Consider the following 19,599-nt stretch of genomic DNA (forward strand, 5'->3'; position numbering starts at 1 on the left):
TCATCTCCTACTCCATTTAATCCTAAGACATACATCTATTGAATATCCAACAATTGACGAATTTGTTTTTTTATTTCCCCTTTGGAACTGTCATCCTTTAAAATATCCTTAGGAAAATATAACTTGTGATCGGTTCTTCTTTTTCCAGAAATACTATCAACAATTTCTGATTCTCTGGAAAGCTCTCTAATTTCTCCGTTTTTCATCAATAGATGAATCGGTAATCGCTCTTCCTCTTCTCCAGGTCGATAAAAATCATAGGGAAGATCTGACGAAGAATCGACAACTAAATAATACTCCGGATCCAACCCTACTTTATGGAATAAACCAGATAATTCTTGAAGCTTTTTATACTCTTTAGCTGGATCAAACTCCACGTATTTAAAAAGATTTCGGTTCATAAACCTGCGGCAGAGATCCTTCAAAACGGCATCATCTTCTTCTTGCCACATCTGAAAATAATAGAGAATAATAGCCTCATCCAATTTTAAGTAGTCTTCTAACGATGTTTCGTCTTCAAAAATTGAGTAAAAATGAATAGGGTGATATTTAAAAGAGTAGAATTGCTCGTGTAAATATTTCGCTCTATGTAGAATTTTCGTAAGAATTACTTCCGCACTTCTTGTCACTGGATGGAAATAGACCTGCCAGTACATTTGATAACGGCTCATAATATAGTCTTCCACCGCGTGCATTCCGCTTTTTTTAATAACAGCCTGATCTTCACGCGGGCGCATTACACGCAAAATTCGTTCCATATCGAAATTCCCGTAGCTAACCCCTGTAAAATATGCATCTCTTAGCAGATAATCCATTCGGTCTGCATCTATCTGACTGGAAATTAAACTAACTACTAGTTTTTCCTTGGAGGTTTTAGCAATTATTTCTGCAACCTTTTTAGGAAAGTCCTTCTCTACTTTTGTCAAAACCTTATTGACTTCTGTTTTTCCTAAGATAATTCTGCGTGTAAATTCTTCATGATCAAGATCAAACACTTTTTCAAAAGAATGAGAAAAAGGGCCATGACCTAAATCATGTAGGAGAGCGGCACATAAAGAAAGCAACCTTTGGTCATTGTTCCATTCTTCTCGGCCTTCAAAAACATCATCAATGATTCTTCTAACAATTTCATATACTCCTAGAGAGTGATTAAACCTGCTATGTTCTGCACCATGAAAGGTAAGATAGGTCGTGCCCAGCTGTTTAATTCTTCTCAGTCGCTGAAATTCTTTTGTTCCAATCAAGTCCCATATCACTCTGTCGCGAACATGAATGTAGCGATGGACAGGATCTTTAAATACTTTCTCTTCATTTAGCTTATCCGTCGAATATGGCATCTTTCTCACTCTCTTTCGTTCATTGGCTATTTTTTATTCATTCTAGTAATTAGAGTTATTCCATATTCTAAAGATAGAAAAAGAGGGTTCCGTTGTAGGCATTTTAAAAGGGAAAAATCATGGCTTTCTCCATAAAATAACTATCCAGTGGAAACTCCTCTGTTTTACTAAGGCTCTGTTCTTTTTCATTGTTGTTTTACACAAAAAATTAAAGTATTGACAGCTTTCCATTACTTTTTCAGCTTCGCATTGACTTTATCCATTAACTCTTCTTCTGTTAATGCGGCTAGTGGACGATTATTGACAAAAGCAAATGTTTTTTTACGACCAGGCCCACAATAGGATTGACAGCCTATATCAATTTTAGCATCTGGATCAATTTGCTTTAAACGAGGTATTAACGTTTTTAAATTCACTGCCTGACAATCGTCGCAAACACGAAATTCGTTTGCCATTTGGACAACCCTTTCTATACTTGCTCTCCAATAACGTTATCGAAAATTCATTCGACAACATTCTCACTTATTACTATATGGTATTTTACCCCTTCTCCACTAGCAATGCAAGATGCAAAAGATTGTAAAATAGTGACGAATTTGTGGAGAAAATCCACTGGCCTTACAGTATCATTCCCTTACTACTATCATTATATTTTTTGTAAACTAGCTTGCCTCTCTATATTAATTAATCAATATGCGTTATAATTTTCTCTTGAATATAGGGAGGTTTTACAATGAACAAAAGTAGAATATTAGTAATGTGCAGCATTGTTCTTGCAATGCTTATTGCCTCTATTGATACGACTATTATGAATACAACTATGCCAATTATTGCGGAAGAACTTGGCGGTACGGAATTGTACGCTTGGTCTTTTGCTGCTTATATGATAGCAAGCACAATTCTATCACCAATTGCTGGAAGACTTTCCGATCTATTCGGACGGAAAAAGCTGTTTGCTTTTGGAATTATTGTCTTTTTAATTGGTTCTCTGCTATGCGGAATCTCATCCACTATGACTCAATTAGTTATTTTTAGAGCATTGCAAGGGATGGGAGCCGGATTCATGATGCCATTTCCTGCTATCATTGCCGGGGATCTTTTTTCTATTGAGAAGCGAGGGAAAATCCAAGCATTGTTTACTGGCATGTGGGCTCTATCCGCCATATTAGCCCCTACTCTTGGTTCTCTCTTTGTAGAATTTATGAGTTGGAGATGGATTTTTTATATCAATTTACCAGTATGCATTATTGCACTACTAACTTTAATTCCATATAAAGAAGTCTATCAGGCGAAAAAGGCACAGGTGGATTACATCGGAGCAATGCTATTTGGAATCGGAATAACTTGTTTATTACTAGTTACAGTGCTTGAAAACTACCTTTATCTTTATGCTATAGTAGGTGTCCTTCTGTTAATTAGCTTTTATTTCTTTGAGAAAAAACAAGCATCTCCTATTGTCCCGTTATCCATTTTCAAAAATAAGACGATCACTTGGATGTTTATTAATGGATTTGTTGGAACATTGGCCTTATTTGGAACATCGAGCTATATTCCATTATTCCTACAAAATCAGGCAGGGCTCTCTGTATTATGGAGTGGCGTTTCTCTCCTTGGCCTATCGGTTGGATGGATGGCCATGTCTGTTCCTGCAGGGAAATGGATATTAAAATATGGCTATCGCATTCTATTAATTATTGGAAATGCACTATTGCTGCTTTCAGGAATATTATTAGTATTATTAAATGAATCAAATGGCTTCTGGTACGTATTTATTCTTATGGTCGTACAAGGCCTTGCATTCGGCTTACTAAGTACAGTAGGTGTGATTGGTGCCCAGGCACTAGTTGGAAACCATGAAAAGGGTATATCCACCTCTTTCTTTATGTTTTGCCGAAACATGGGAACAGCTATTGGCGTAACGATTATGGGATCTTTGCTAAATAGTGGCTCAACCTTTATGGATGGCATTCACCATCTCTTCCTATTTGGATTTATTGTTAGCATATTTGCTTTTCTTTCAGCATTCTTCATTCGAAACGAAGGAACTTTAAGCGAAAAAAACGTATAGAGATTTCCCACCTTATCTATCTTAAAAACAGTCGGTTTATCGCCGGCTGTTTTTTTCATCCTCTTTATCCGCTAATTTCCCTTTTTTCTATTCTATAAAAAAATCTACTATCCTTGTATTTCTTTTGTATAAACATCCAAGTTTCTGGAAAAGATGGGACTAGAAATATTTATTTATCGTGATTAAGTTGGGAGTTGAGTTATCAATGAAAGTTAGACAAGACGCATGGTCAGAAGAAAATGACCTATTATTAGCAGAAACAGTTTTAAGACATGTGCGAGAAGGGAGCACACAGTTAAATGCCTTTGAAGAAGTTGGGGATAAACTAAACAGAACTTCGGCAGCCTGTGGATTCCGCTGGAACGCAGTCGTTCGTCATCAATATGAAAAAGCACTTCAGCTTGCAAAAAAACAACGAAAGCAACGACAACGGATGTTAGGAAAGGATCAAGGCGGCAAGAAAAAACTATTATATTCACCACCAGTGCCAACAGTGGATGATTTTGAAGCACTTACCGTATCCACTAATTTAGAAATCGGTTCTATGGATTTGGATGCGATGGAAACATTCATTACAACTGAAACATTAGAAACAAATGTTACTAGTCCACAAGAAGAAGAGCTTGCAAACTATCAATCAGAAGAAGACGCACAGCCATTACCAGCATATGAAGCGAAACAAGCACCTGCCTATTCATCTGTAAAGCATAGCCAAGCTGGCACACTAAATTTCGACATGGTTCTTTCCTACTTACAAAATTTCCGAAATGCTACCATCCAGTTGGAAATCCTAAAAAGCGAGAATGAAAGATTAAAAAGAGAAATGTCTTCCATTAAAAGTCGAAACAAGGAATTAGAAGACAAGCTTCATCAAATCGAAAACAACTCAGAAACCATGCAAGAAGATTACGAGACACTGATGAAAATTATGAACAGAGCCAGAAAACTCGTCCTACTAGAAGAAGACGAGCGCCCAACCAAATTTAAAATGGACCGAAACGGAAACCTCGAAAAAGTCGCAGAGTAACTAAAAAGCGGAGGCGCCTTGCTTATCAGCGTACAAACTGGTCGACTAAGATCGCCACGTCCTGTGGCGACGTCGACACTAGTACATCCTATACGTCGAAGGGCTTCGACTGAGATAAAGGATACACGGCGAACGCTAGTGAGTCGATGTTGACTTATCGTAGGGAGAAGACTGAAGTTTGCTAGCTGATAGGCGCTGGAGCTGGATTATGTTAAAGCGGAAAGGGACTGTTTAGCGGCGTGTGGGGTGGAGCAGCATTTCCTGAGATATAGGAAACACAGTGAGCGATAGCGATCTGATGTTGACTTATCGTAGGGAAAGGCTAGCCCATCACCCAAAGCTACTGCAGCGGTCCACATTTATTAAAAAGAGAGAGTATTAATAGTTGGCAGCACATTTCTCGATTATAAATAGAGGATAAGAAAAGGGATTTTCTCTACTTGAAGTCCCCTTCCTTATCCTCTTTTTGGTTTTAGCGAAATGGCTGCATGATTTTATCGTTTCTTTCCACGACCCGATCATAATAAGATTCAAATAGCGAAAGTTCTTCTCCTTGTAATTGATCTGCAAATAAAAATTCTGCATGATCCTTTAAAGCGAGTAACAATTTGGTCATAACTTGATCAACCGTTAAAGAAACTCCTAACAATTCTGCTAAGGATGCCATTACTTCAGGGTTTATTTCAGGATACTCAAACTTTGTCGTCTCTCCTTGTAGACCAGAAGAATAAAATTGTTTGATGATCCCTGCTCTATCCTGTCCACTTCCATTTACGCAAAGATAAATTTGCACAGCAACTCCGCTTCTTAAGCGTCTCTGGGAAATTCCAGCGAATTTTTTTCCATCAATACTTAAGTCATAGCTGCCCGGACAATACGAACCAACAATCTCTTTTGCTTCAATTGTTTTTCCATAATCACGGAACATATATTTAATCAATTCGAACATAGTATCATAGCCACTGTTAATATCAATTCGTTTCTCCTGCTCTGGGAGAATAAGCGATATATTTAACACATCCTTATCTAATACAACAGCTAGACCACCTGAATTACGAACAATATAGTGGTATCCCTGCTCCTTTAAAAAAGTTAATGCCTCTTTCAAATGTGGTAATCTCGTATCTTGAATTCCTAATACAATTGTCCGATCATGGACCCATGTTCTGGCCGTGGCTGGTGCCATCCCGCTTCCCACGGAAGAACATAAGGTGTCATCCATACCAAAAGATGTGAGCGCGGATACATGTAAACCTGTTGTGGACTGATCAATAATTCTCCATTTTTCTTGTTTTAATAAACTAGTACTGCCAACCATCACTTAGCTCCTTCTGTTTTACCAACTATCTATTCTATTTTAAAAAGATTTAGCCCTCTTTATTCATCACAATGATTTATTATAGCGAATTTAGAGCTATTTCAAAAGCAATCTTCTCTTTTTTGATATATTTTTCGTATCCTTACTTAGGGATAAACTTAAATCTGCTTCGTTCATTCGCTCCAATCTCCTAAATAGAAAAACCACTTAATCAGTGACAGCGACTATCCATACTTTGTATAACTTAGAATTTTCATTAAGCTTCTTGTACATGTGGGAGTAAGATGAAGATAGATAACATAAACAAAAAAGACGCCTCCCATTCTAAGGAGACGCCTGCTTTTAAATTTATTTTGTTAAGCTTTGACCAGCTGTAATTAAAGCTAATTTATAAACATCTTCTTCGTTACATCCACGAGAAAGATCGTTTACAGGAGCATTTAATCCTTGAAGGATTGGTCCCACTGCTTCAAAGTTCCCTAGTCTTTGTGCAATTTTATAGCCAATGTTACCAGCTTCTAGGCTAGGGAATACAAATACGTTTGCATCACCTTGAATAGGAGAATCTGGAGCTTTTTGTTTTGCTACAGATGGAACAAATGCAGCATCAAATTGGAATTCACCGTCGATTACTAATAACGGATCTCTTAATTTAGCTTCTGCTAATGCACCTTCTACTTTTTCCGTTTCTGGTGATTTTGCAGAGCCTTTTGTAGAGAAGCTTAACATTGCAACACGTGGATCAATGTCAAACATTCTTGCTGTTTTCGCACTTTCCACAGCGATTTCTGCAAGATCTTGGCTGTCTGGAGTAATATTGATTGCACAGTCTGCAAATACATATTTCTCCTCTTCACGAACCATGATAAATACACCAGATGTCTTTTTCACACCTTGTTTTGTTTTAATGATTTGTAAAGCTGGACGAACAGTATCTGCTGTTGAGTGAATCGCACCACTTACTAGACCATTTGCTTCGTTAGCATATACAAGCATTGTTCCAAAATAGTTTTCATCTAAAAGAATTTTACGAGCATCTTCTTCCGTTACTTTTCCTTTACGTCTTTCCACAAAAGAAGCAACTAGTGCATCAAATTGAGCATACTTCTTTGGATCATAAATTTCTGCATTTTCTAATGAAACACCAAGATTGTCTGCTTTTGCTTGAATTTCTTCTATGTCACCAATTAAAACAGGAATTAACACTTTATCTTCCGCTAAACGACCAGCAGCTTTTAAAATTCGCTCATCTAAAGCTTCTGGGAAAACGATTTTTACGTTTTGGCCCGTTACTTTTTCCTTTAAACCTGTAAATAAATCACTCATTAATTTTCTTCCTCCTTTTTATGTACACTTAATAGGATACTCTACCATCATAAAATTTCAAGAAATTTTCCTTACTTTCTTCTATTTTCATCCCATATAAAGCAAGATTCACTCATCTACCAATCAAAAGAAGATGAAGACAAAAAACATTAGTTATAGTTCTATTTATACAATCTGATATTTCCCTATATTTATCTTCCTTATACTCTTTTGCCCAAACTGAAACTTCCATTTTCCGGAAGTCACAATAAGTTCACAATTATCCTAAGGGTTATTCCACTAAAATCTGGAGAAACTATGATATAGTTAAAATCGTATTAACGTTATTAATAAGGAGTGAACATATAAATGAGTGAAGCAGCAAAAACATTAGATGGCTGGTATTGCCTTCATGATTTCCGAACAGTAGATTGGACTACATGGAAAATGTTACCTAGCGAGGAAAGACAAGAAGCCATCACTGAATTCCTAGGTCTATTGGAAAAATGGAATACTGTTCAAGAAAATAATAGCGGCAGCCATGCGTTATATACAATTGTTGGGCAAAAAGCAGACTTCATGATGATGATTCTCCGTCCAACTATGGAAGAATTACAGAAATTAGAAACAGAGTTTAATAAAACTAAATTAGCTGAGTTTACGATCCCAGCTCATTCCTATGTTTCTGTTGTAGAATTAAGTAATTACCTGCCTTCCGATTCCGATAAAGATCCTTATGAAAATCCATATGTAAAATCTAGACTATACCCGATCCTGCCGGAATCCAGCTATGTGTGCTTCTATCCGATGGATAAACGTCGTCAAGGAGAAGATAACTGGTATATGCTTCCTATGGAAGATCGTAGAAGCCTAATGCACAGCCATGGCATGATTGGCCGCCAATATGCAGGGAAAGTAAAACAAATTATAACAGGATCTGTTGGTTTCGATGACTATGAATGGGGAGTAACCTTATTCTCTGATGATGTTCTTCAATTCAAAAAGTTAGTATATGAAATGCGTTTTGATGAAGTAAGCGCTCGTTATGGCGAATTTGGTTCTTTCTTTGTAGGAACCCTTCTAAAACAAGAAGCAATCACCGAATATTTACATGTAAACTAACATAAAGATGGAGAAAATTTTCTAATGAATCTAGATGATAGATGATTGGGAACTTCTCCATTTTTTTATTAATTTTTCTCATTAATTTAAATATAAATTCAACTCTCCTTGTCATAACTTATTCCTTTTTCTCATAGGATGAAATAGTGAGCGATGACCTATGAATGAAACAACATTCACCGTCTACTTCTTATTTCTAAAATTGTGGTCAACTTCGAATGGTGGAAGTATGTAGTGAAGATTGGATAGAAGATAATGGAGGGATGAAAATGAGTCAGTCAAATTATGGGAACTATGGTTATCCACAAGGATATAGGAGTTTTCCTGGGCAAATTCCTACCTATGGAAATCAGCAAGGGTTTCAACAACAAGTACCAATACAACAAGGAATGCCTACACCTGCACCTACGCCACCTGCAACACCTACTACATTACCAGGACAATTGCCAATAGAAGCATCTTATATCGAGAATATTTTACGCCTTAACAAAGGGAAAATTGCTACTGTCTATGCAACATTCGAAAACAACAGAGAATGGAACGCCAAAATCTTTAAGGGAATTATTGAAGCAGCAGGGCGAGATCATGTTATCTTAAGTGACCCACAATCTGGAACTCGCTATTTAATTCTAATGCTCTATATCGATTATGTTACATTTGATGAAGAAATAGAGTATGAATATCCTTTTGCCGCTGGCATGCCAGGGTTAGCAACATCCCCGCCTAGATAACCAAAAAGCCTTCCCGTGCATCACTCATTTAGTGGTGTACTTTTTTTGTTCTTTATTAAGATTGATAATGTTTCTCTTTTTATGAAAACAAAAAAGAATAGGTTGAACATTTTATAATCTGCTCACCCTATCCTTTTTTAATATACTCTTATTACATCCATTTCCACGCAGCAATAATCACTAAGAGCCATGCTGCTATAAACGCTACTCCGCCAAGTGGTGTAATAGCTCCTAATACTTTTATTTGGGTAACAGCCAATATGTATAGGCTTCCTGCGAATAGGATAATCCCAATTAGCATCAGCCAGCCTGCCCAGTTTAACAAACTGCTTTCTGGAAACTTACCTAAGAGTAAACCGATTAGAATTAAACCAGTACTATGAAACATTTGATAGGTAACACCTGTTTTCCATATTTCAAGGTATTTATTTGTAATTTTCCCTTCTAAGCCATGTGCGCCAAATGCTCCTAAAGCAACGGATAGCAATGCATTAATTGCTCCAATAATAATGAAAACTTTCATTTTTATCTCCTTTTTTAAGGCTTTTTGCTAACTAATCTATGTAAAAAGTTTTGATATTCCTTAATCCTTTTCCTTAGTTGCTATTCATGTGCGTAAAACAAATGTACTTAAAAATCAAATAAGGAATCACCATTTCCTTCGTCCATTTTAATTTTATTTGTTTGTGTCTGTATGGGTTGTTGTGGAATGCTTATTGGTGCTTGAACAGCTTGGAAGGATGGTTGCTGAACAGGCTGCTGATAAGTAACGCCTTCTTTTCTTTCCTGTTCTAAAACCAATTCACATAAGGATTTAATTGCATAAACTCTTTCTCTTATTCTCGCGTCAGAATTGCTTGTTTTTGCTTCTGTCAGCTGATCCTCTATTTTAGCTAATAATTGCTGGATTGATATATTCACTTCATCCCTCCTTTTGCCTGGAATCGCAGGCATTCTTGTCCAGAAGCTCTTTTTACTTCAACAGATGGCATCGTTCTGCCTTTAAATTGGAATGCCTTACACCCTTTAGGAAACTGACTATCCCATGTAACATAGTAGAATTTGCATTTATAACAATTAACCTTATTCTTTTCCATTCCCTACCCTTTCTAATCCCTTAGAAGGAAATACATAATGAGTAGATACTTCTATTATCTAATAGAAATGACCCCTCATACGTATTTCCTTTATTATATTCTTCTTTTCACAAAAAATCATCTATACACCAATTGATCGGGGACTGCCCATTATTTTCAAGCATCCTATTTATAGTAGAAAATGGTCTGCTTCCTAGAAAGCCGCGGTGAGCGGAAAGTGGACTTGGATGTGTCGATAAAATGGTGCCATGCTTGTCTTGATCAATAAAAGCAAGTTTTTTTTGGGCTGGATTTCCCCATAGCACAAAAATAACTGGTTCTTCTCTGTCATTCAACATCTTTATTACTTTGTCTGTAAATACTTCCCATCCTTTCCCACGATGAGAATTCGCTTGTCCAGCTCTCACTGTTAAAACTGTATTTAATAGAAGCACCCCTTGGTCTGCCCAGTTTTTTAAATAGCCATGGTTCGGAATAGGACAGCCAAGATCAGCATGAAGCTCTTTATAAATGTTTTTTAAGGATGGTGGAACTTTTACTCCTGGCATAACGGAAAAGCTTAAGCCATGAGCTTGATTCGGACCATGATAAGGGTCCTGTCCCAAAATAACAACCTTTACTCTATCATAAGGAGTATATGTTAAACTATTAAAAATATCTTCTCTTTTAGGATAAATAGTAGATTCTCTGTATTCTGTTTCTAAGAAGGCTTCCAATTGGCTAAAATACTCCTTCTGACGCTCCTGTTCCAATAATTGCTCCCATGATGCAGCCATACTATCTCCTCCTTTATTCTTCGGCAAAGCTTACTTCAAGTGTATAGCCTAATCTTCCATAGAATTCCTTCAATGTTTTTTGAGCATTTTCCTCTGCTTTCACTAAAATCCCCTGATTTACAGCCTCTTTCTTCATCGTTTCCTTCGCTTCATCCATTAAACTATAAGCTTCTTCCCACTTTACATCTCCTCTAAAAATGCCTGAAACAGAATATGTTTCTACTTTTTCAAAATCAATGGAAGGATCCTGAAGAAAATCTGCCTTTGGTAACTCAATATGGATGCTTTTCTCATCCTCATCTACTTGTAATTGTTCGTCCGTAACTATCGATAAGTCTACTCCAGCTGTTAGTGTCCCTGGTACAACTAACAATATTTTTCTTTTTGTGCCAGGAAAATCCGTCTCAATTTCCTTACCAAAAATTTCATTATCCTCTTTTTCTAGAATTGTTTTTATAAAAGCTTGAGAGGTGGCTAAAGTGGATAAATCTTTCATCTGTTCTAAATAAGCCGTTGTTTTTAGAACGGACTCTTGCGGAAAGGCAACTTTCCATAACCCTACGATTCCGACTATCAAAATCACGATTAACACACTAAAAAAAAGCATGATTTTTTTATTTAACCGATTCATTAGTCTATATAAACCAAAAGAAGGAAAGCGAATTCCCCTTCTGCTATTTAACTCCAATGCTGTACTTGCCTGTTCCCTTTTCCCCGCATCTAACTCCCGGCTGATTCGTTCTTTTTCTTTTTTACTTACCATTTAACTCCTCCTGATCCTATTATTGTCTCCTTCTATTATATAGGGAAATTTGTCGATTGTGGGGATATTTGTCTATATAGTATTTCCCAAATGGCAGGCGATGAAAAAATTACCAACGAAAAAATTGTTTGATTACCATTTTAAGAGGCTATATAAAAAACATAGATAAATTCCACTATTATAGGAGGCTATCATTATGTATAAAGTAGAAGTAGTAGAAAACGGTGTACAAGCAACCAATATTATTAATGCATTAGAAAACCAAGGCTACAAAAAAGAGAATATTTACATTTTTGCTCACGATAAAGACCGTTCTGAGGATTTAACAAATGCAACGGAAACTGGAAATGTATCAATGAAGGAGCAAGGTTTACTTGATTCTATCAGCAACGTTTTCCGAAAAAGAGGCGACGAATTGCGTTCTAAATTACAATCAGTAGGCTTAACAGATGCAGAAGCAGCTAAATACGAGGAAGTATTAGATACAGGTAAATTAGTAATTGTTGGGTCACAAGAATAAAGAGAAATCCCGCCTTCTTTTATGCGGGATTTTTTTATCCTAATAATTGGTCATATAGCTTCTTTGCATAGACAACATCATTTGTTTCATGGATTAATGCTCTTCCATCTTTAAAAAAGACTACTCTGTTTCTTTCTAGCTGAACAGATAGGAGAAACGGATTTTGTCGCACTTTATATCCTTTCTTTTGCAAGCTTTCTGTTAATCGTTGAAAAGGAATATTTTTTGGACTAGATGGACGAATTTGAACCGTTTCTCTTCCACATAAAACAGCTACCTTTGTCTGATTCTCCCTTTCAAGAAAAGGATATGACCGTTTTTCTCCACATGTAGGACAATCACTTCTCTTTGCACGGCTCACTTTCACATTGTGATATTCATTATTCCATAAATCAAACGTTAAAAAGGATCCGCGCAAAGCAGCTTTATCTCCCCTTAAAAGCTTCAACGCCTCTGTTACTTGATGAGAAACGACCACTTGTACAGCTGGTGCAATAATTCCTACTGTATCACAAGTTAAACCAGTCATGGGCATCGTTTTCAATAAGCAATGAAGACAGGGTGTCTCACCTGGTATTATCGTGTAGCTCATCCCGGAACTCCCGACACAGGCCCCGTAAATCCAGGGAATTCCATGCTTAACAGCCATATCATTTACTATCATTCTTATTTCCATATTATCCGCAGCATCTATTATTAAGTCGATATTCTCAACGAACTGTTCTAATAACGCTGCGGTTGCCTCACCAATTATCCCTTTCACTGTGCAGCCTCGATTAATTTCCTTTAGTCTATTTTCGGCCGCAAATGCTTTTGGTATTTTCTCGTCAGCATCCTTTTCTGTATATAGCTGCTGCCGCTGAAGGTTGCTTTTTTCGACATAATCTCTATCTATAATGGTTAAGCTTCCGATACCGCTTCTGCATAACATCTCTGCAACAGAAGACCCTAATGCACCTGCACCAATAATTAACACATGCTTCCTGCCAATTATTCTCTGCCCTTCTGCTCCAATGGGGGAAAACAAAACTTGGCGTGAATATCTGCTTTGATCCATTTGTACCTACTCCTTCCTCATCCCCCGCTAACAGGTGGAATAAAGGCAATTGTATCGTTTTCTTCCACTGTATCTTCATCCATTGCAAATTCCTCGTTTACCGCAACCATTACTCCTTGAAGAGACAGCGAAGGGAAGGCACTTAATAAATATTCCTTAACCTGTGCAATCGTCTGCCCTTGCCATTCCAATTCCATTGCCTCTTTTCCTATCGTTTCTTTTACTCCAGCAAAGAATAGTAATTGGATCAATTTAATTCCTCCTCACTTGGTCTGCCATCTTCATACCTTTTCGTACCTTTCTGGTTCCCAATCCACTCTTCACCAGATTCCCAATGTTCCCTCTTCCAAATTGGCACGATTTCTTTTATTCTTTCTATCGCATATTGATTTGCCGTATAGGCATCCTTTCGATGTGGAGTCGAAACTGCTATCACTACTGCTACATCACTGATTTCCAGCTTGCCGATTCGATGGGTAATCGCAATATCAATGTCTCCCCACTTCTCCTTTACCTCTTCCCCTATTTGCGCAAGTTTTTTCGCAGCCATTGGCACATATGCCTCATATGTTAAAAACAATGTTTTTTTTCCGGCAGTCATTTCTCTTACCGTACCAATAAAAGTAGTAATCGCACCCGCGTTTCTTCTTACAACCTTATCAATAACTTCTTGCAAATTAATTGGACGGTCCGTTATTTCAAATTTCATATAAATTCCTTTCTCGATCTACTCTCATCTTTTTTCCATATCGATTTTTCATTTTTCTTTCAAACGTAAAGATTATATTTAAAGGTTACCATAAACAAAGACAGAATTCTCTTACTACTCTTCGCTCTTTTCCATATTTTTTATCGTTGGTATGCAAAATCATCTTGTAAAGCAGACTAAGCAAAGGGTGCGGAAAAGTTGTATGATTAATTAAAATGGTCTACAATTATTCAATCAAACAAAATTACTTTTCGCTGAAATAATAGCCATTACATAGGAGGCATAACAAATGAAGAAAGTATTAACTTTAGCAGGCTCTGACACAAGCGGCGGTGCAGGTATTCAAGCAGATTTAAAGACATTCCAAGAATTAGGTGTTTATGGTATGACTGCTTTAACAACGATTGTAACAATGGACCCTAAAAATCATTGGCACCATAACGTATTTCCCCAGGATATTAATACAGTTAACGCGCAATTAGAAACCGTGTTATCTGTGGGAATTGATGCTATGAAAACAGGAATGCTTGGATCTGTCGAAATCATTGAAGCAGCGGCAAAGCTAATTGATGAAAATAATATCAAAAATGTTGTGATTGATCCTGTCATGATTTGTAAGGGCGAAGATGAAGTTCTTCATCCAGAAACAGCTGATGCCCTACGTGAATTGCTTGTTCCAAGAGCAACTGTGGTAACACCAAACCTTTTTGAAGCTTGGCAGCTTGCCCAAACTGATAAACCAATTAAAACAGTAGAAGATTTAAAAGAAGCGGCCGCAAAAATTCACGAACTTGGACCTAAATATGTTCTCATCAAAGGCGGCAGTAAGTTAGGACATGAAAAAGCAATTGATCTTCTATACGATGGAAAAGAATTTACTATCTTTGAGAGCGAACTAATAGATACAACGTATACTCATGGGGCAGGCTGCACAAACTCTGCTGCTATTACAGCTGAACTAGCTAAAGGTGCTACCGTAGAAGAAGCTGTTCAAACAGCAAAAGATTTTATTACAGCAGCTATCAGCAATGGATTTAAATTAAACGAGTATGTAGGACCAACTATGCATGGAGCATATCGTAACGAAAAAGAAAAGCTTAGTGCGAAATAAAAACAGCAGTTCAATATATTCTCCTTTTACCATGCCATTATAAAAGGAGAGTATGCCCTTACCATTTTTTATTATTTAAATAAACTATTAGCAAGGAGGGATATTCTGTGGAATTTGTACAAATGGAAAAAGTGCAAAACGAAATCGATCGTTTTAGTGGAAAGAAAATCTATATTCACTTAGAAACAACAAATGGCGCTTATGCCAACCATAATGATGAAACCTTCTTCAATTCAGGCGCCTATATCCGCAATGCCCAGCTAGCCTATGAATATGGCAAAATTACGGGAAACGGCCCCTATCGAATTGGCTTAAAAACAGCAATAGGCTGGATTTATGCTGAAGGTATCACCCACTATGAAATTGACGATAAAAATAGATTGTTATTGGCAGGCTTAGACTTTACCGGAAAATTAGCAGTAGCCTTAGAAATAAGCGAAACACCATTTGAATAAACAATTAATGGAACATGCTTTTTTCATTACATGAAAGGAGGAACTCAGATGGAAACAGAAAAACAAGTATTAGTTATTTTTCCTCATCCCGATGATGAGGCATTTGGTGTATCTGGAACCATTTCAAAATTTTTACACGAAGGGGTTCCAGTTACTTACGCTTGCTTAACCCTTGGACAAATGGGAAGAAACTTAGGAAATCCACCATTTGCAACAAGAGAATCCTTACCAGAAATTCGCAGAAATGAATTAAAGGAAGCAGCTAGAGCAATGGGCCTAGAAGATCTCCGTATGCTCGGCTATCGTGATAAAACAATCGAATTCCTAAAAGAAGAAGTATTAGTCGATGAGTTTACAGCATTACTAGATGAATTAAATCCTTCTTTAGTGATTACTTTTTATCCAGGTTATTCTGTGCATCCGGACCACGATGCTACAGGAGCTGCTGTTGTAAAGGCCATCGAAAAGAGAGAAGCTTCTAAACGACCAAAACTTTACTGTGTAGCATTTTCCAAGAACACAGAGGAAGACCTTGGACAGCCAGATATTGAAATTGATGTGGAAAATTTTGCAGAACAGAAAATCAAAACAATCGCAGCCCACCTTTCTCAAACACAACAATATGTAGCAGTCCTGCAAGAAGGAATAAAGAATCAGGACCCAGAAGTTCTAGCTCGATTGTATACGGAAAAATACTGGACATATAAATTTTAATTTTGGAGAAAACAGGGAAAAAGATTGAGACATACGTCTTGCGATTATAAAAAAGTTTGTGGTAAACACCTGTTTCTGCGAGAAATAGAGATGCCATAGCCCTCTTCTTTTTCCCCAGTACCTTGTTTGTCTGTAGAGTAATAGAACAAATTGCTTTCGCCTCTCGGGCTTTTATTTACATAAATACCCAAAGTGGTGAAAGCAATCGTTATTAAATCGCTATATTAGAAATTGTTCATCTATTCCCATTATCTATTTTGTTTTGTCCCTGTATGTTTTTATTTAAAGAATAACCGCCTAAATTAAGCTTTTAGCCAAGCATTTGCAAGTAAAAGCGCTCCTTTTGCTGCCTCAGTATGCGCCAATGCATTTAGCATAACAAAATCATGTATGATTCCACCAAAACGAGCAGAGGTTACCTTTACTCCCGCTTCACGAAGTTTATTCGCATAAGCTTCTCCTTCATCTCTTAGCACATCTGCCTCAGCCGTAATGATTAAAGCTTCTGGCAGCCCAACTAATTGATCTTTTGTTGCTCTTAAAGGAGATGCTGTAATTTCTGCTCTTTCTTTTGGATCAATAGTATATTGATCCCAGAACCATTTCATGCCATCTCTTCTTAAAAAGTACCCTTCTGCAAATTGGTTATAAGAATCTGTTTCAAAGGATGCGTCTGTAACAGGGTAAAATAGTAGCTGTTTTTGAATAGCAGGGCCTTTGCGTTCTTTCGCCATTAATGTGATCGCTGCGGACATATTTCCGCCCACACTGTCACCTGCTACAGAAATTTTATTAATATCAAAGGCATACTCTTCTCCTTTTGCTGCAATCCATTCTAGCACCGTATATATTTCTTCAATCGCAACCGGATATCTTGCTTCTGGAGAAAGGCTATAATTGGTGAATACAACGGCAGCGTTGGAACCTACTGCTAATTCACGAATTAAGCGATCATGTGTATGTGCATTACCGAATACCCATCCTGCACCATGTGTATATAAAATCACTGGCAATTTAGTTGTAGAGCTGTTCTCTGGACGAACAATTTTAATTGATACTTGATTGGCCGGTCCACCTTTAATAAAAAATTCATTTTCCTCCACTGGTAATTTATCTATCTCACTAGATTGTACTTCATCTACTGCTACTCTACCTTCTGCTGGCTCCAAATCAAATAAATATGGTGGATTCGCTGTGTCTTCTGTAAATTTTTTAGCCGCTTCTTCTAATACAATGTGATTTTTGTTATTCATAGCAAATTACCCCTTTTGATTTCTTAAAATTTAATTGCGCACAACTTATTGAATTAAAATTTTTTACTCCTATGTTTTCTGTTCCTTTACATAAGGAGTACAAGTAGTTAGTTTTATCTGCTGCTCGTAAATTTAGTTGCACACAATTTAATTTTACAATACCAACTTTCCCATTCAAAGTCAATTTATTTTTTATTAAAAATGCTGAGGAAAGTCTTTTTCCTCAGCATTTCATCAAAAAGATATATTTTATAAATTTTCTACTCTTTCTTCTAATACTTCTTTCGCATTCTGCACATGATCATTATCTTCAGATTTCACCATTTTGACAAGAAACTTTCGCATAAGCAGCATTTTTAGTCCCTTAACATGTACAGTGCCTTCAAACTCTACTTGGGTGCCTTCAGGAATCTCCGAAAAGCGATAAGCATAATCAACTATTAATCCATTTGAACTACTTCTACGCAAAAATCCTATATTTTTATCAAAAGTGAGATATTCTATTTCTGCAGATACTGTATTTCCACGAACATTTCTTATCTCTTTATATTTTGTGCCAACTCCAATCGGCTCATTTGTCAACTTTTCTGTTGATACCACTTTATTCATATATTCTGAAGCATTTGCCATGTCCGCAAAATAAGCAAAAACTTCTTCAATGGGCTCACAAATAATAACACTCGCATTAAAATCTGCCATTTTTCCACCTCAATAGAATCTATCTTTTTAGGTTTTTCATTTCTATTATAGCGAATAAATAGCAAATTGAATAATTGATTTCTAAAGGTTGTTTTATCCTTTTCCTAGTTATTAAGTGGAAGAAATTAAACTTATTCTTTATGGATTAAAACCTCGGGAATAATAATAAAAAAGGTAGATGAACTTATTCGCGTTCATCTACCTTTTTTGACCATCTTATTCCTCTAATGCTTTTCTAATTGCTTGAGCCACTCCACTTTCTTCATTTGTTCCTGTCACAAAGTGGCATTGACGTTGAATATCTTCCACCGCATTCCCCATCGCAACTGCTCTGCCAGCCATTTGAAACATGGAAACATCATTATAATTATCTCCAATTGCCATCGTGTCAGAAAGAGAAATGTTGCGATCCTTCACAAATTTCTCAAGCGCAATCCCTTTTTGAGCATGAATAGAAGTAATTTCTAAGTTCTCCTTACCGGAAGCACTAATTGCTGCTCCTTCCAGTTTAGTCAACTCCTCTCTAACATTACCTAAAACGATCGGATCAAAATGGAATGCTAATAATTTATAAATAACCTGGTCATCATCTTGAAATAATTCTTCATAACTATCTAATTGATGAATTTCCTTCAGTCTTTCCTCGGCCGCTTTTTTAATCTCTTCCATATCCTTCACATGGCCACTTACAGTAAAAATATCCATAATCAGTGATCGTGCTACTGTTTTATCAAGTGTATACGTTCCTCTATTAGTATAGACTTCATAATATACTTGATATTTATGTAAAATTTCAGCCATTTGTCTGGCTAGATCTTTACTTAATGGATTTGTATCGACGATGATATGCTCATTCGTCCTAATTTCTGCTCCATTTGCACAAATCATCGGTGTAATAACCCCTGCCTCTTTTAAAAGGTCTCCTGCTTCTTCATAAGCACGTCCAGTAGCGATTACTACCTCTACTCCTTTATCTTGTGCTTCTTTAATTGCTTCTCGATTTTCTTTCGTGATTTCTTGTGTGGATGTTAATAACGTCCCATCCATATCAATTGCTATGCATTTAATCATCTAAACACCCTCAATAATTTATTCAGCTTCATCAATAATTTTCTAATTCCTTTATCATCATAACATGAAAGAACAAGCAGCAAAAGGAAGAGAACTTTAAGAGATGCTTGTCTTTTTGTAAATTATTTTATCTGTTTGCTTTATAAGCAGGCACACCGGTTAGAAATAGGAATGCCCTTACTTGCGGATTTTGACTTTTACTTGCGACTCTTCTATCTAATACCTTCACCAACCCATAATGAACTATCTTCGCTGTCCTCTTTCCCTTCTCTGCCTTCTTTCTAAACCATCTTCTATTTTGTCTTTTCTGTGAACGGATATGTGAACATTTTTCAAACAATGAGTGAACTTTACCGCAAACTGACGAAATTTCATTATGATATACCTATCATTTACCAAAAGGAGACGATCGGAAAAATCAACTTTGTTAAAAACCTTTTATATCAATGTTTATCGACTTTTTCCA

23 protein-coding genes are annotated in these 19,599 nt (G+C 36.7%); 8 read left to right on the plus strand and 15 right to left on the minus strand.

The window, feature by feature from the left end; all coding sequences use genetic code 11:
• Positions 1 to 35: 35 nt before the first annotated feature.
• Positions 36 to 1,337: an HD domain-containing protein gene (locus NSS71_RS17960; RefSeq protein ID WP_047940788.1), complete on the minus strand. Its 1,302-nt coding sequence runs from the start codon at positions 1,335 to 1,337 to the stop codon at positions 36 to 38.
• 230 nt (positions 1,338 to 1,567) lie between these two features.
• Positions 1,568 to 1,792, minus strand: a complete 225-nt coding sequence (locus tag NSS71_RS17965; RefSeq protein ID WP_047940789.1) for a DUF1450 domain-containing protein — start codon at positions 1,790 to 1,792, stop codon at positions 1,568 to 1,570.
• A 278-nt stretch (positions 1,793 to 2,070) separates the two neighbouring features.
• On the opposite strand from NSS71_RS17965, the gene NSS71_RS17970 reads away from it, so the two are divergent.
• Together NSS71_RS17970 and NSS71_RS17975 are read left to right on the plus strand one after the other, a co-directional pair.
• Positions 2,071 to 3,405 carry an MFS transporter gene (locus NSS71_RS17970; protein ID WP_341116769.1) on the plus strand — a complete coding sequence of 445 codons (1,335 nt, stop codon included), beginning with the start codon at positions 2,071 to 2,073 and terminating at the stop codon, positions 3,403 to 3,405.
• A 205-nt stretch (positions 3,406 to 3,610) separates the two neighbouring features.
• Complete coding sequence (locus tag NSS71_RS17975; protein ID WP_047940791.1) at positions 3,611 to 4,432, plus strand: RsfA family transcriptional regulator; 822 nt, start codon at positions 3,611 to 3,613, stop codon at positions 4,430 to 4,432.
• A 472-nt stretch (positions 4,433 to 4,904) separates the two neighbouring features.
• Here the strand turns inward: NSS71_RS17975 and NSS71_RS17980 are convergent, their stop codons facing one another.
• Together NSS71_RS17980 and pta are read right to left on the minus strand one after the other, a co-directional pair.
• The gene (locus NSS71_RS17980) at positions 4,905 to 5,750 is read right to left on the minus strand and encodes a lipoate--protein ligase family protein (RefSeq protein ID WP_095322008.1); all 846 of its coding nucleotides are present in this window, start codon (positions 5,748 to 5,750) and stop codon (positions 4,905 to 4,907) included.
• Positions 5,751 to 6,098: 348 nt separating this feature from the next.
• Complete coding sequence (gene pta / locus NSS71_RS17985) at positions 6,099 to 7,076, minus strand: phosphate acetyltransferase (protein ID WP_047940793.1); 978 nt, start codon at positions 7,074 to 7,076, stop codon at positions 6,099 to 6,101.
• A 348-nt stretch (positions 7,077 to 7,424) separates the two neighbouring features.
• On the opposite strand from pta, the gene hemQ reads away from it, so the two are divergent.
• Both hemQ and gerQ read left to right on the plus strand, forming a co-directional pair.
• Positions 7,425 to 8,177 (plus strand): hydrogen peroxide-dependent heme synthase, encoded by a 753-nt coding sequence (hemQ, locus tag NSS71_RS17990; RefSeq protein WP_047940794.1) that lies wholly within the window; start codon positions 7,425 to 7,427, stop codon positions 8,175 to 8,177.
• Positions 8,178 to 8,446: 269 nt separating this feature from the next.
• Entirely contained in the window at positions 8,447 to 8,908 is a 462-nt protein-coding gene (gene gerQ / locus NSS71_RS17995; protein WP_082138241.1) for a spore coat protein GerQ, read from the plus strand.
• A gap of 151 nt (positions 8,909 to 9,059) precedes the next feature.
• Here gerQ and NSS71_RS18000 read toward each other — a convergent pair whose 3' ends face one another.
• The 5 genes from NSS71_RS18000 to NSS71_RS18020 all read right to left on the minus strand — a co-directional run bounded on the left by NSS71_RS18000 (position 9,060) and on the right by NSS71_RS18020 (position 11,544).
• Complete coding sequence (locus tag NSS71_RS18000) at positions 9,060 to 9,431, minus strand: DUF423 domain-containing protein (protein ID WP_047940795.1); 372 nt, start codon at positions 9,429 to 9,431, stop codon at positions 9,060 to 9,062.
• A 107-nt stretch (positions 9,432 to 9,538) separates the two neighbouring features.
• Positions 9,539 to 9,829: a YwdI family protein gene (locus tag NSS71_RS18005; RefSeq protein WP_047940796.1), complete on the minus strand. Its 291-nt coding sequence runs from the start codon at positions 9,827 to 9,829 to the stop codon at positions 9,539 to 9,541.
• Positions 9,826 to 10,005 carry a hypothetical protein gene (locus NSS71_RS18010; RefSeq protein ID WP_031540148.1) on the minus strand — a complete coding sequence of 60 codons (180 nt, stop codon included), beginning with the start codon at positions 10,003 to 10,005 and terminating at the stop codon, positions 9,826 to 9,828. Before NSS71_RS18010 ends, NSS71_RS18005 begins: the two co-directional genes overlap by 4 nt.
• Positions 10,006 to 10,112: 107 nt before the next feature.
• Positions 10,113 to 10,781 (minus strand): uracil-DNA glycosylase, encoded by a 669-nt coding sequence (locus NSS71_RS18015; RefSeq protein ID WP_047940797.1) that lies wholly within the window; start codon positions 10,779 to 10,781, stop codon positions 10,113 to 10,115.
• Between the two features lie 13 nt (positions 10,782 to 10,794).
• Complete coding sequence (locus NSS71_RS18020; protein WP_061796906.1) at positions 10,795 to 11,544, minus strand: DUF4230 domain-containing protein; 750 nt, start codon at positions 11,542 to 11,544, stop codon at positions 10,795 to 10,797.
• A 196-nt stretch (positions 11,545 to 11,740) separates the two neighbouring features.
• On the opposite strand from NSS71_RS18020, the gene NSS71_RS18025 reads away from it, so the two are divergent.
• Positions 11,741 to 12,064 (plus strand): general stress protein, encoded by a 324-nt coding sequence (locus NSS71_RS18025; protein WP_047940799.1) that lies wholly within the window; start codon positions 11,741 to 11,743, stop codon positions 12,062 to 12,064.
• Between the two features lie 34 nt (positions 12,065 to 12,098).
• Here NSS71_RS18025 and NSS71_RS18030 read toward each other — a convergent pair whose 3' ends face one another.
• From NSS71_RS18030 to NSS71_RS18040, 3 genes are read right to left on the minus strand one after another with little or no spacing between them, the layout of a single operon-like run.
• Positions 12,099 to 13,121 carry a MoeB/ThiF family adenylyltransferase gene (locus NSS71_RS18030; protein ID WP_341151892.1) on the minus strand — a complete coding sequence of 341 codons (1,023 nt, stop codon included), beginning with the start codon at positions 13,119 to 13,121 and terminating at the stop codon, positions 12,099 to 12,101.
• A gap of 17 nt (positions 13,122 to 13,138) precedes the next feature.
• Positions 13,139 to 13,372: a molybdopterin converting factor subunit 1 gene (moaD, locus tag NSS71_RS18035; protein WP_047940801.1), complete on the minus strand. Its 234-nt coding sequence runs from the start codon at positions 13,370 to 13,372 to the stop codon at positions 13,139 to 13,141.
• Complete coding sequence (locus tag NSS71_RS18040; protein ID WP_047940802.1) at positions 13,369 to 13,830, minus strand: molybdenum cofactor biosynthesis protein MoaE; 462 nt, start codon at positions 13,828 to 13,830, stop codon at positions 13,369 to 13,371. Before NSS71_RS18040 ends, moaD begins: the two co-directional genes overlap by 4 nt.
• A 289-nt stretch (positions 13,831 to 14,119) precedes the next feature.
• Here NSS71_RS18040 and pdxK point away from each other — a divergent pair, with 289 nt between their 5' ends.
• The 3 genes from pdxK to bshB2 all read left to right on the plus strand — a co-directional run bounded on the left by pdxK (position 14,120) and on the right by bshB2 (position 16,110).
• Positions 14,120 to 14,941 carry a pyridoxine/pyridoxal/pyridoxamine kinase gene (gene pdxK / locus NSS71_RS18045; protein WP_047940803.1) on the plus strand — a complete coding sequence of 274 codons (822 nt, stop codon included), beginning with the start codon at positions 14,120 to 14,122 and terminating at the stop codon, positions 14,939 to 14,941.
• Between the two features lie 107 nt (positions 14,942 to 15,048).
• Complete coding sequence (locus tag NSS71_RS18050) at positions 15,049 to 15,396, plus strand: YojF family protein (RefSeq protein ID WP_047940804.1); 348 nt, start codon at positions 15,049 to 15,051, stop codon at positions 15,394 to 15,396.
• A gap of 48 nt (positions 15,397 to 15,444) precedes the next feature.
• On the plus strand, positions 15,445 to 16,110 hold the full coding sequence (gene bshB2 / locus NSS71_RS18055) for a bacillithiol biosynthesis deacetylase BshB2 (RefSeq protein ID WP_047940805.1): 666 nt from the start codon (positions 15,445 to 15,447) through the stop codon (positions 16,108 to 16,110).
• A 302-nt stretch (positions 16,111 to 16,412) separates the two neighbouring features.
• On the opposite strand, the gene NSS71_RS18060 is transcribed toward bshB2, so the two are convergent.
• From NSS71_RS18060 to NSS71_RS18070, 3 genes are all read right to left on the minus strand, one after another.
• Entirely contained in the window at positions 16,413 to 17,363 is a 951-nt protein-coding gene (locus NSS71_RS18060; RefSeq protein ID WP_061796911.1) for an alpha/beta hydrolase, read from the minus strand.
• A gap of 249 nt (positions 17,364 to 17,612) precedes the next feature.
• Positions 17,613 to 18,062 carry an SRPBCC family protein gene (locus tag NSS71_RS18065; RefSeq protein ID WP_047940808.1) on the minus strand — a complete coding sequence of 150 codons (450 nt, stop codon included), beginning with the start codon at positions 18,060 to 18,062 and terminating at the stop codon, positions 17,613 to 17,615.
• 216 nt (positions 18,063 to 18,278) lie between these two features.
• Positions 18,279 to 19,133, minus strand: a complete 855-nt coding sequence (locus NSS71_RS18070; RefSeq protein WP_095258245.1) for a Cof-type HAD-IIB family hydrolase — start codon at positions 19,131 to 19,133, stop codon at positions 18,279 to 18,281.
• Between the last annotated feature and the right edge of the window lie 466 nt (positions 19,134 to 19,599).

The sequence above is a fragment of the Niallia sp. FSL W8-0951 genome (genome assembly GCF_038006525.1).
Lineage (GTDB): Bacteria > Bacillota > Bacilli > Bacillales > Cytobacillaceae > Niallia > Niallia circulans.

What these genes read in the sequence shown, in the direction of transcription:
- NSS71_RS17960 (WP_047940788.1), bottom strand. Translation starts at nt 1,337, where the DNA reads ATGCCATATTCGACGGATAAGCTAAATGAAGAGAAAGTATTTAAAGAT.
- NSS71_RS17965 (WP_047940789.1), bottom strand. Translation starts at nt 1,792, where the DNA reads ATGGCAAACGAATTTCGTGTTTGCGACGATTGTCAGGCAGTGAATTTA.
- NSS71_RS17970 (WP_341116769.1), top strand. Translation starts at nt 2,071, where the DNA reads ATGAACAAAAGTAGAATATTAGTAATGTGCAGCATTGTTCTTGCAATG.
- NSS71_RS17975 (WP_047940791.1), top strand. Translation starts at nt 3,611, where the DNA reads ATGAAAGTTAGACAAGACGCATGGTCAGAAGAAAATGACCTATTATTA.
- NSS71_RS17980 (WP_095322008.1), bottom strand. Translation starts at nt 5,750, where the DNA reads ATGGTTGGCAGTACTAGTTTATTAAAACAAGAAAAATGGAGAATTATT.
- pta (WP_047940793.1), bottom strand. Translation starts at nt 7,076, where the DNA reads ATGAGTGATTTATTTACAGGTTTAAAGGAAAAAGTAACGGGCCAAAAC.
- hemQ (WP_047940794.1), top strand. Translation starts at nt 7,425, where the DNA reads ATGAGTGAAGCAGCAAAAACATTAGATGGCTGGTATTGCCTTCATGAT.
- gerQ (WP_082138241.1), top strand. Translation starts at nt 8,447, where the DNA reads ATGAGTCAGTCAAATTATGGGAACTATGGTTATCCACAAGGATATAGG.
- NSS71_RS18000 (WP_047940795.1), bottom strand. Translation starts at nt 9,431, where the DNA reads ATGAAAGTTTTCATTATTATTGGAGCAATTAATGCATTGCTATCCGTT.
- NSS71_RS18010 (WP_031540148.1), bottom strand. Translation starts at nt 10,005, where the DNA reads ATGGAAAAGAATAAGGTTAATTGTTATAAATGCAAATTCTACTATGTT.
- NSS71_RS18015 (WP_047940797.1), bottom strand. Translation starts at nt 10,781, where the DNA reads ATGGCTGCATCATGGGAGCAATTATTGGAACAGGAGCGTCAGAAGGAG.
- NSS71_RS18020 (WP_061796906.1), bottom strand. Translation starts at nt 11,544, where the DNA reads ATGGTAAGTAAAAAAGAAAAAGAACGAATCAGCCGGGAGTTAGATGCG.
- NSS71_RS18025 (WP_047940799.1), top strand. Translation starts at nt 11,741, where the DNA reads ATGTATAAAGTAGAAGTAGTAGAAAACGGTGTACAAGCAACCAATATT.
- NSS71_RS18030 (WP_341151892.1), bottom strand. Translation starts at nt 13,121, where the DNA reads ATGGATCAAAGCAGATATTCACGCCAAGTTTTGTTTTCCCCCATTGGA.
- NSS71_RS18040 (WP_047940802.1), bottom strand. Translation starts at nt 13,830, where the DNA reads ATGAAATTTGAAATAACGGACCGTCCAATTAATTTGCAAGAAGTTATT.
- pdxK (WP_047940803.1), top strand. Translation starts at nt 14,120, where the DNA reads ATGAAGAAAGTATTAACTTTAGCAGGCTCTGACACAAGCGGCGGTGCA.
- bshB2 (WP_047940805.1), top strand. Translation starts at nt 15,445, where the DNA reads ATGGAAACAGAAAAACAAGTATTAGTTATTTTTCCTCATCCCGATGAT.
- NSS71_RS18060 (WP_061796911.1), bottom strand. Translation starts at nt 17,363, where the DNA reads ATGAATAACAAAAATCACATTGTATTAGAAGAAGCGGCTAAAAAATTT.
- NSS71_RS18065 (WP_047940808.1), bottom strand. Translation starts at nt 18,062, where the DNA reads ATGGCAGATTTTAATGCGAGTGTTATTATTTGTGAGCCCATTGAAGAA.
- NSS71_RS18070 (WP_095258245.1), bottom strand. Translation starts at nt 19,133, where the DNA reads ATGATTAAATGCATAGCAATTGATATGGATGGGACGTTATTAACATCC.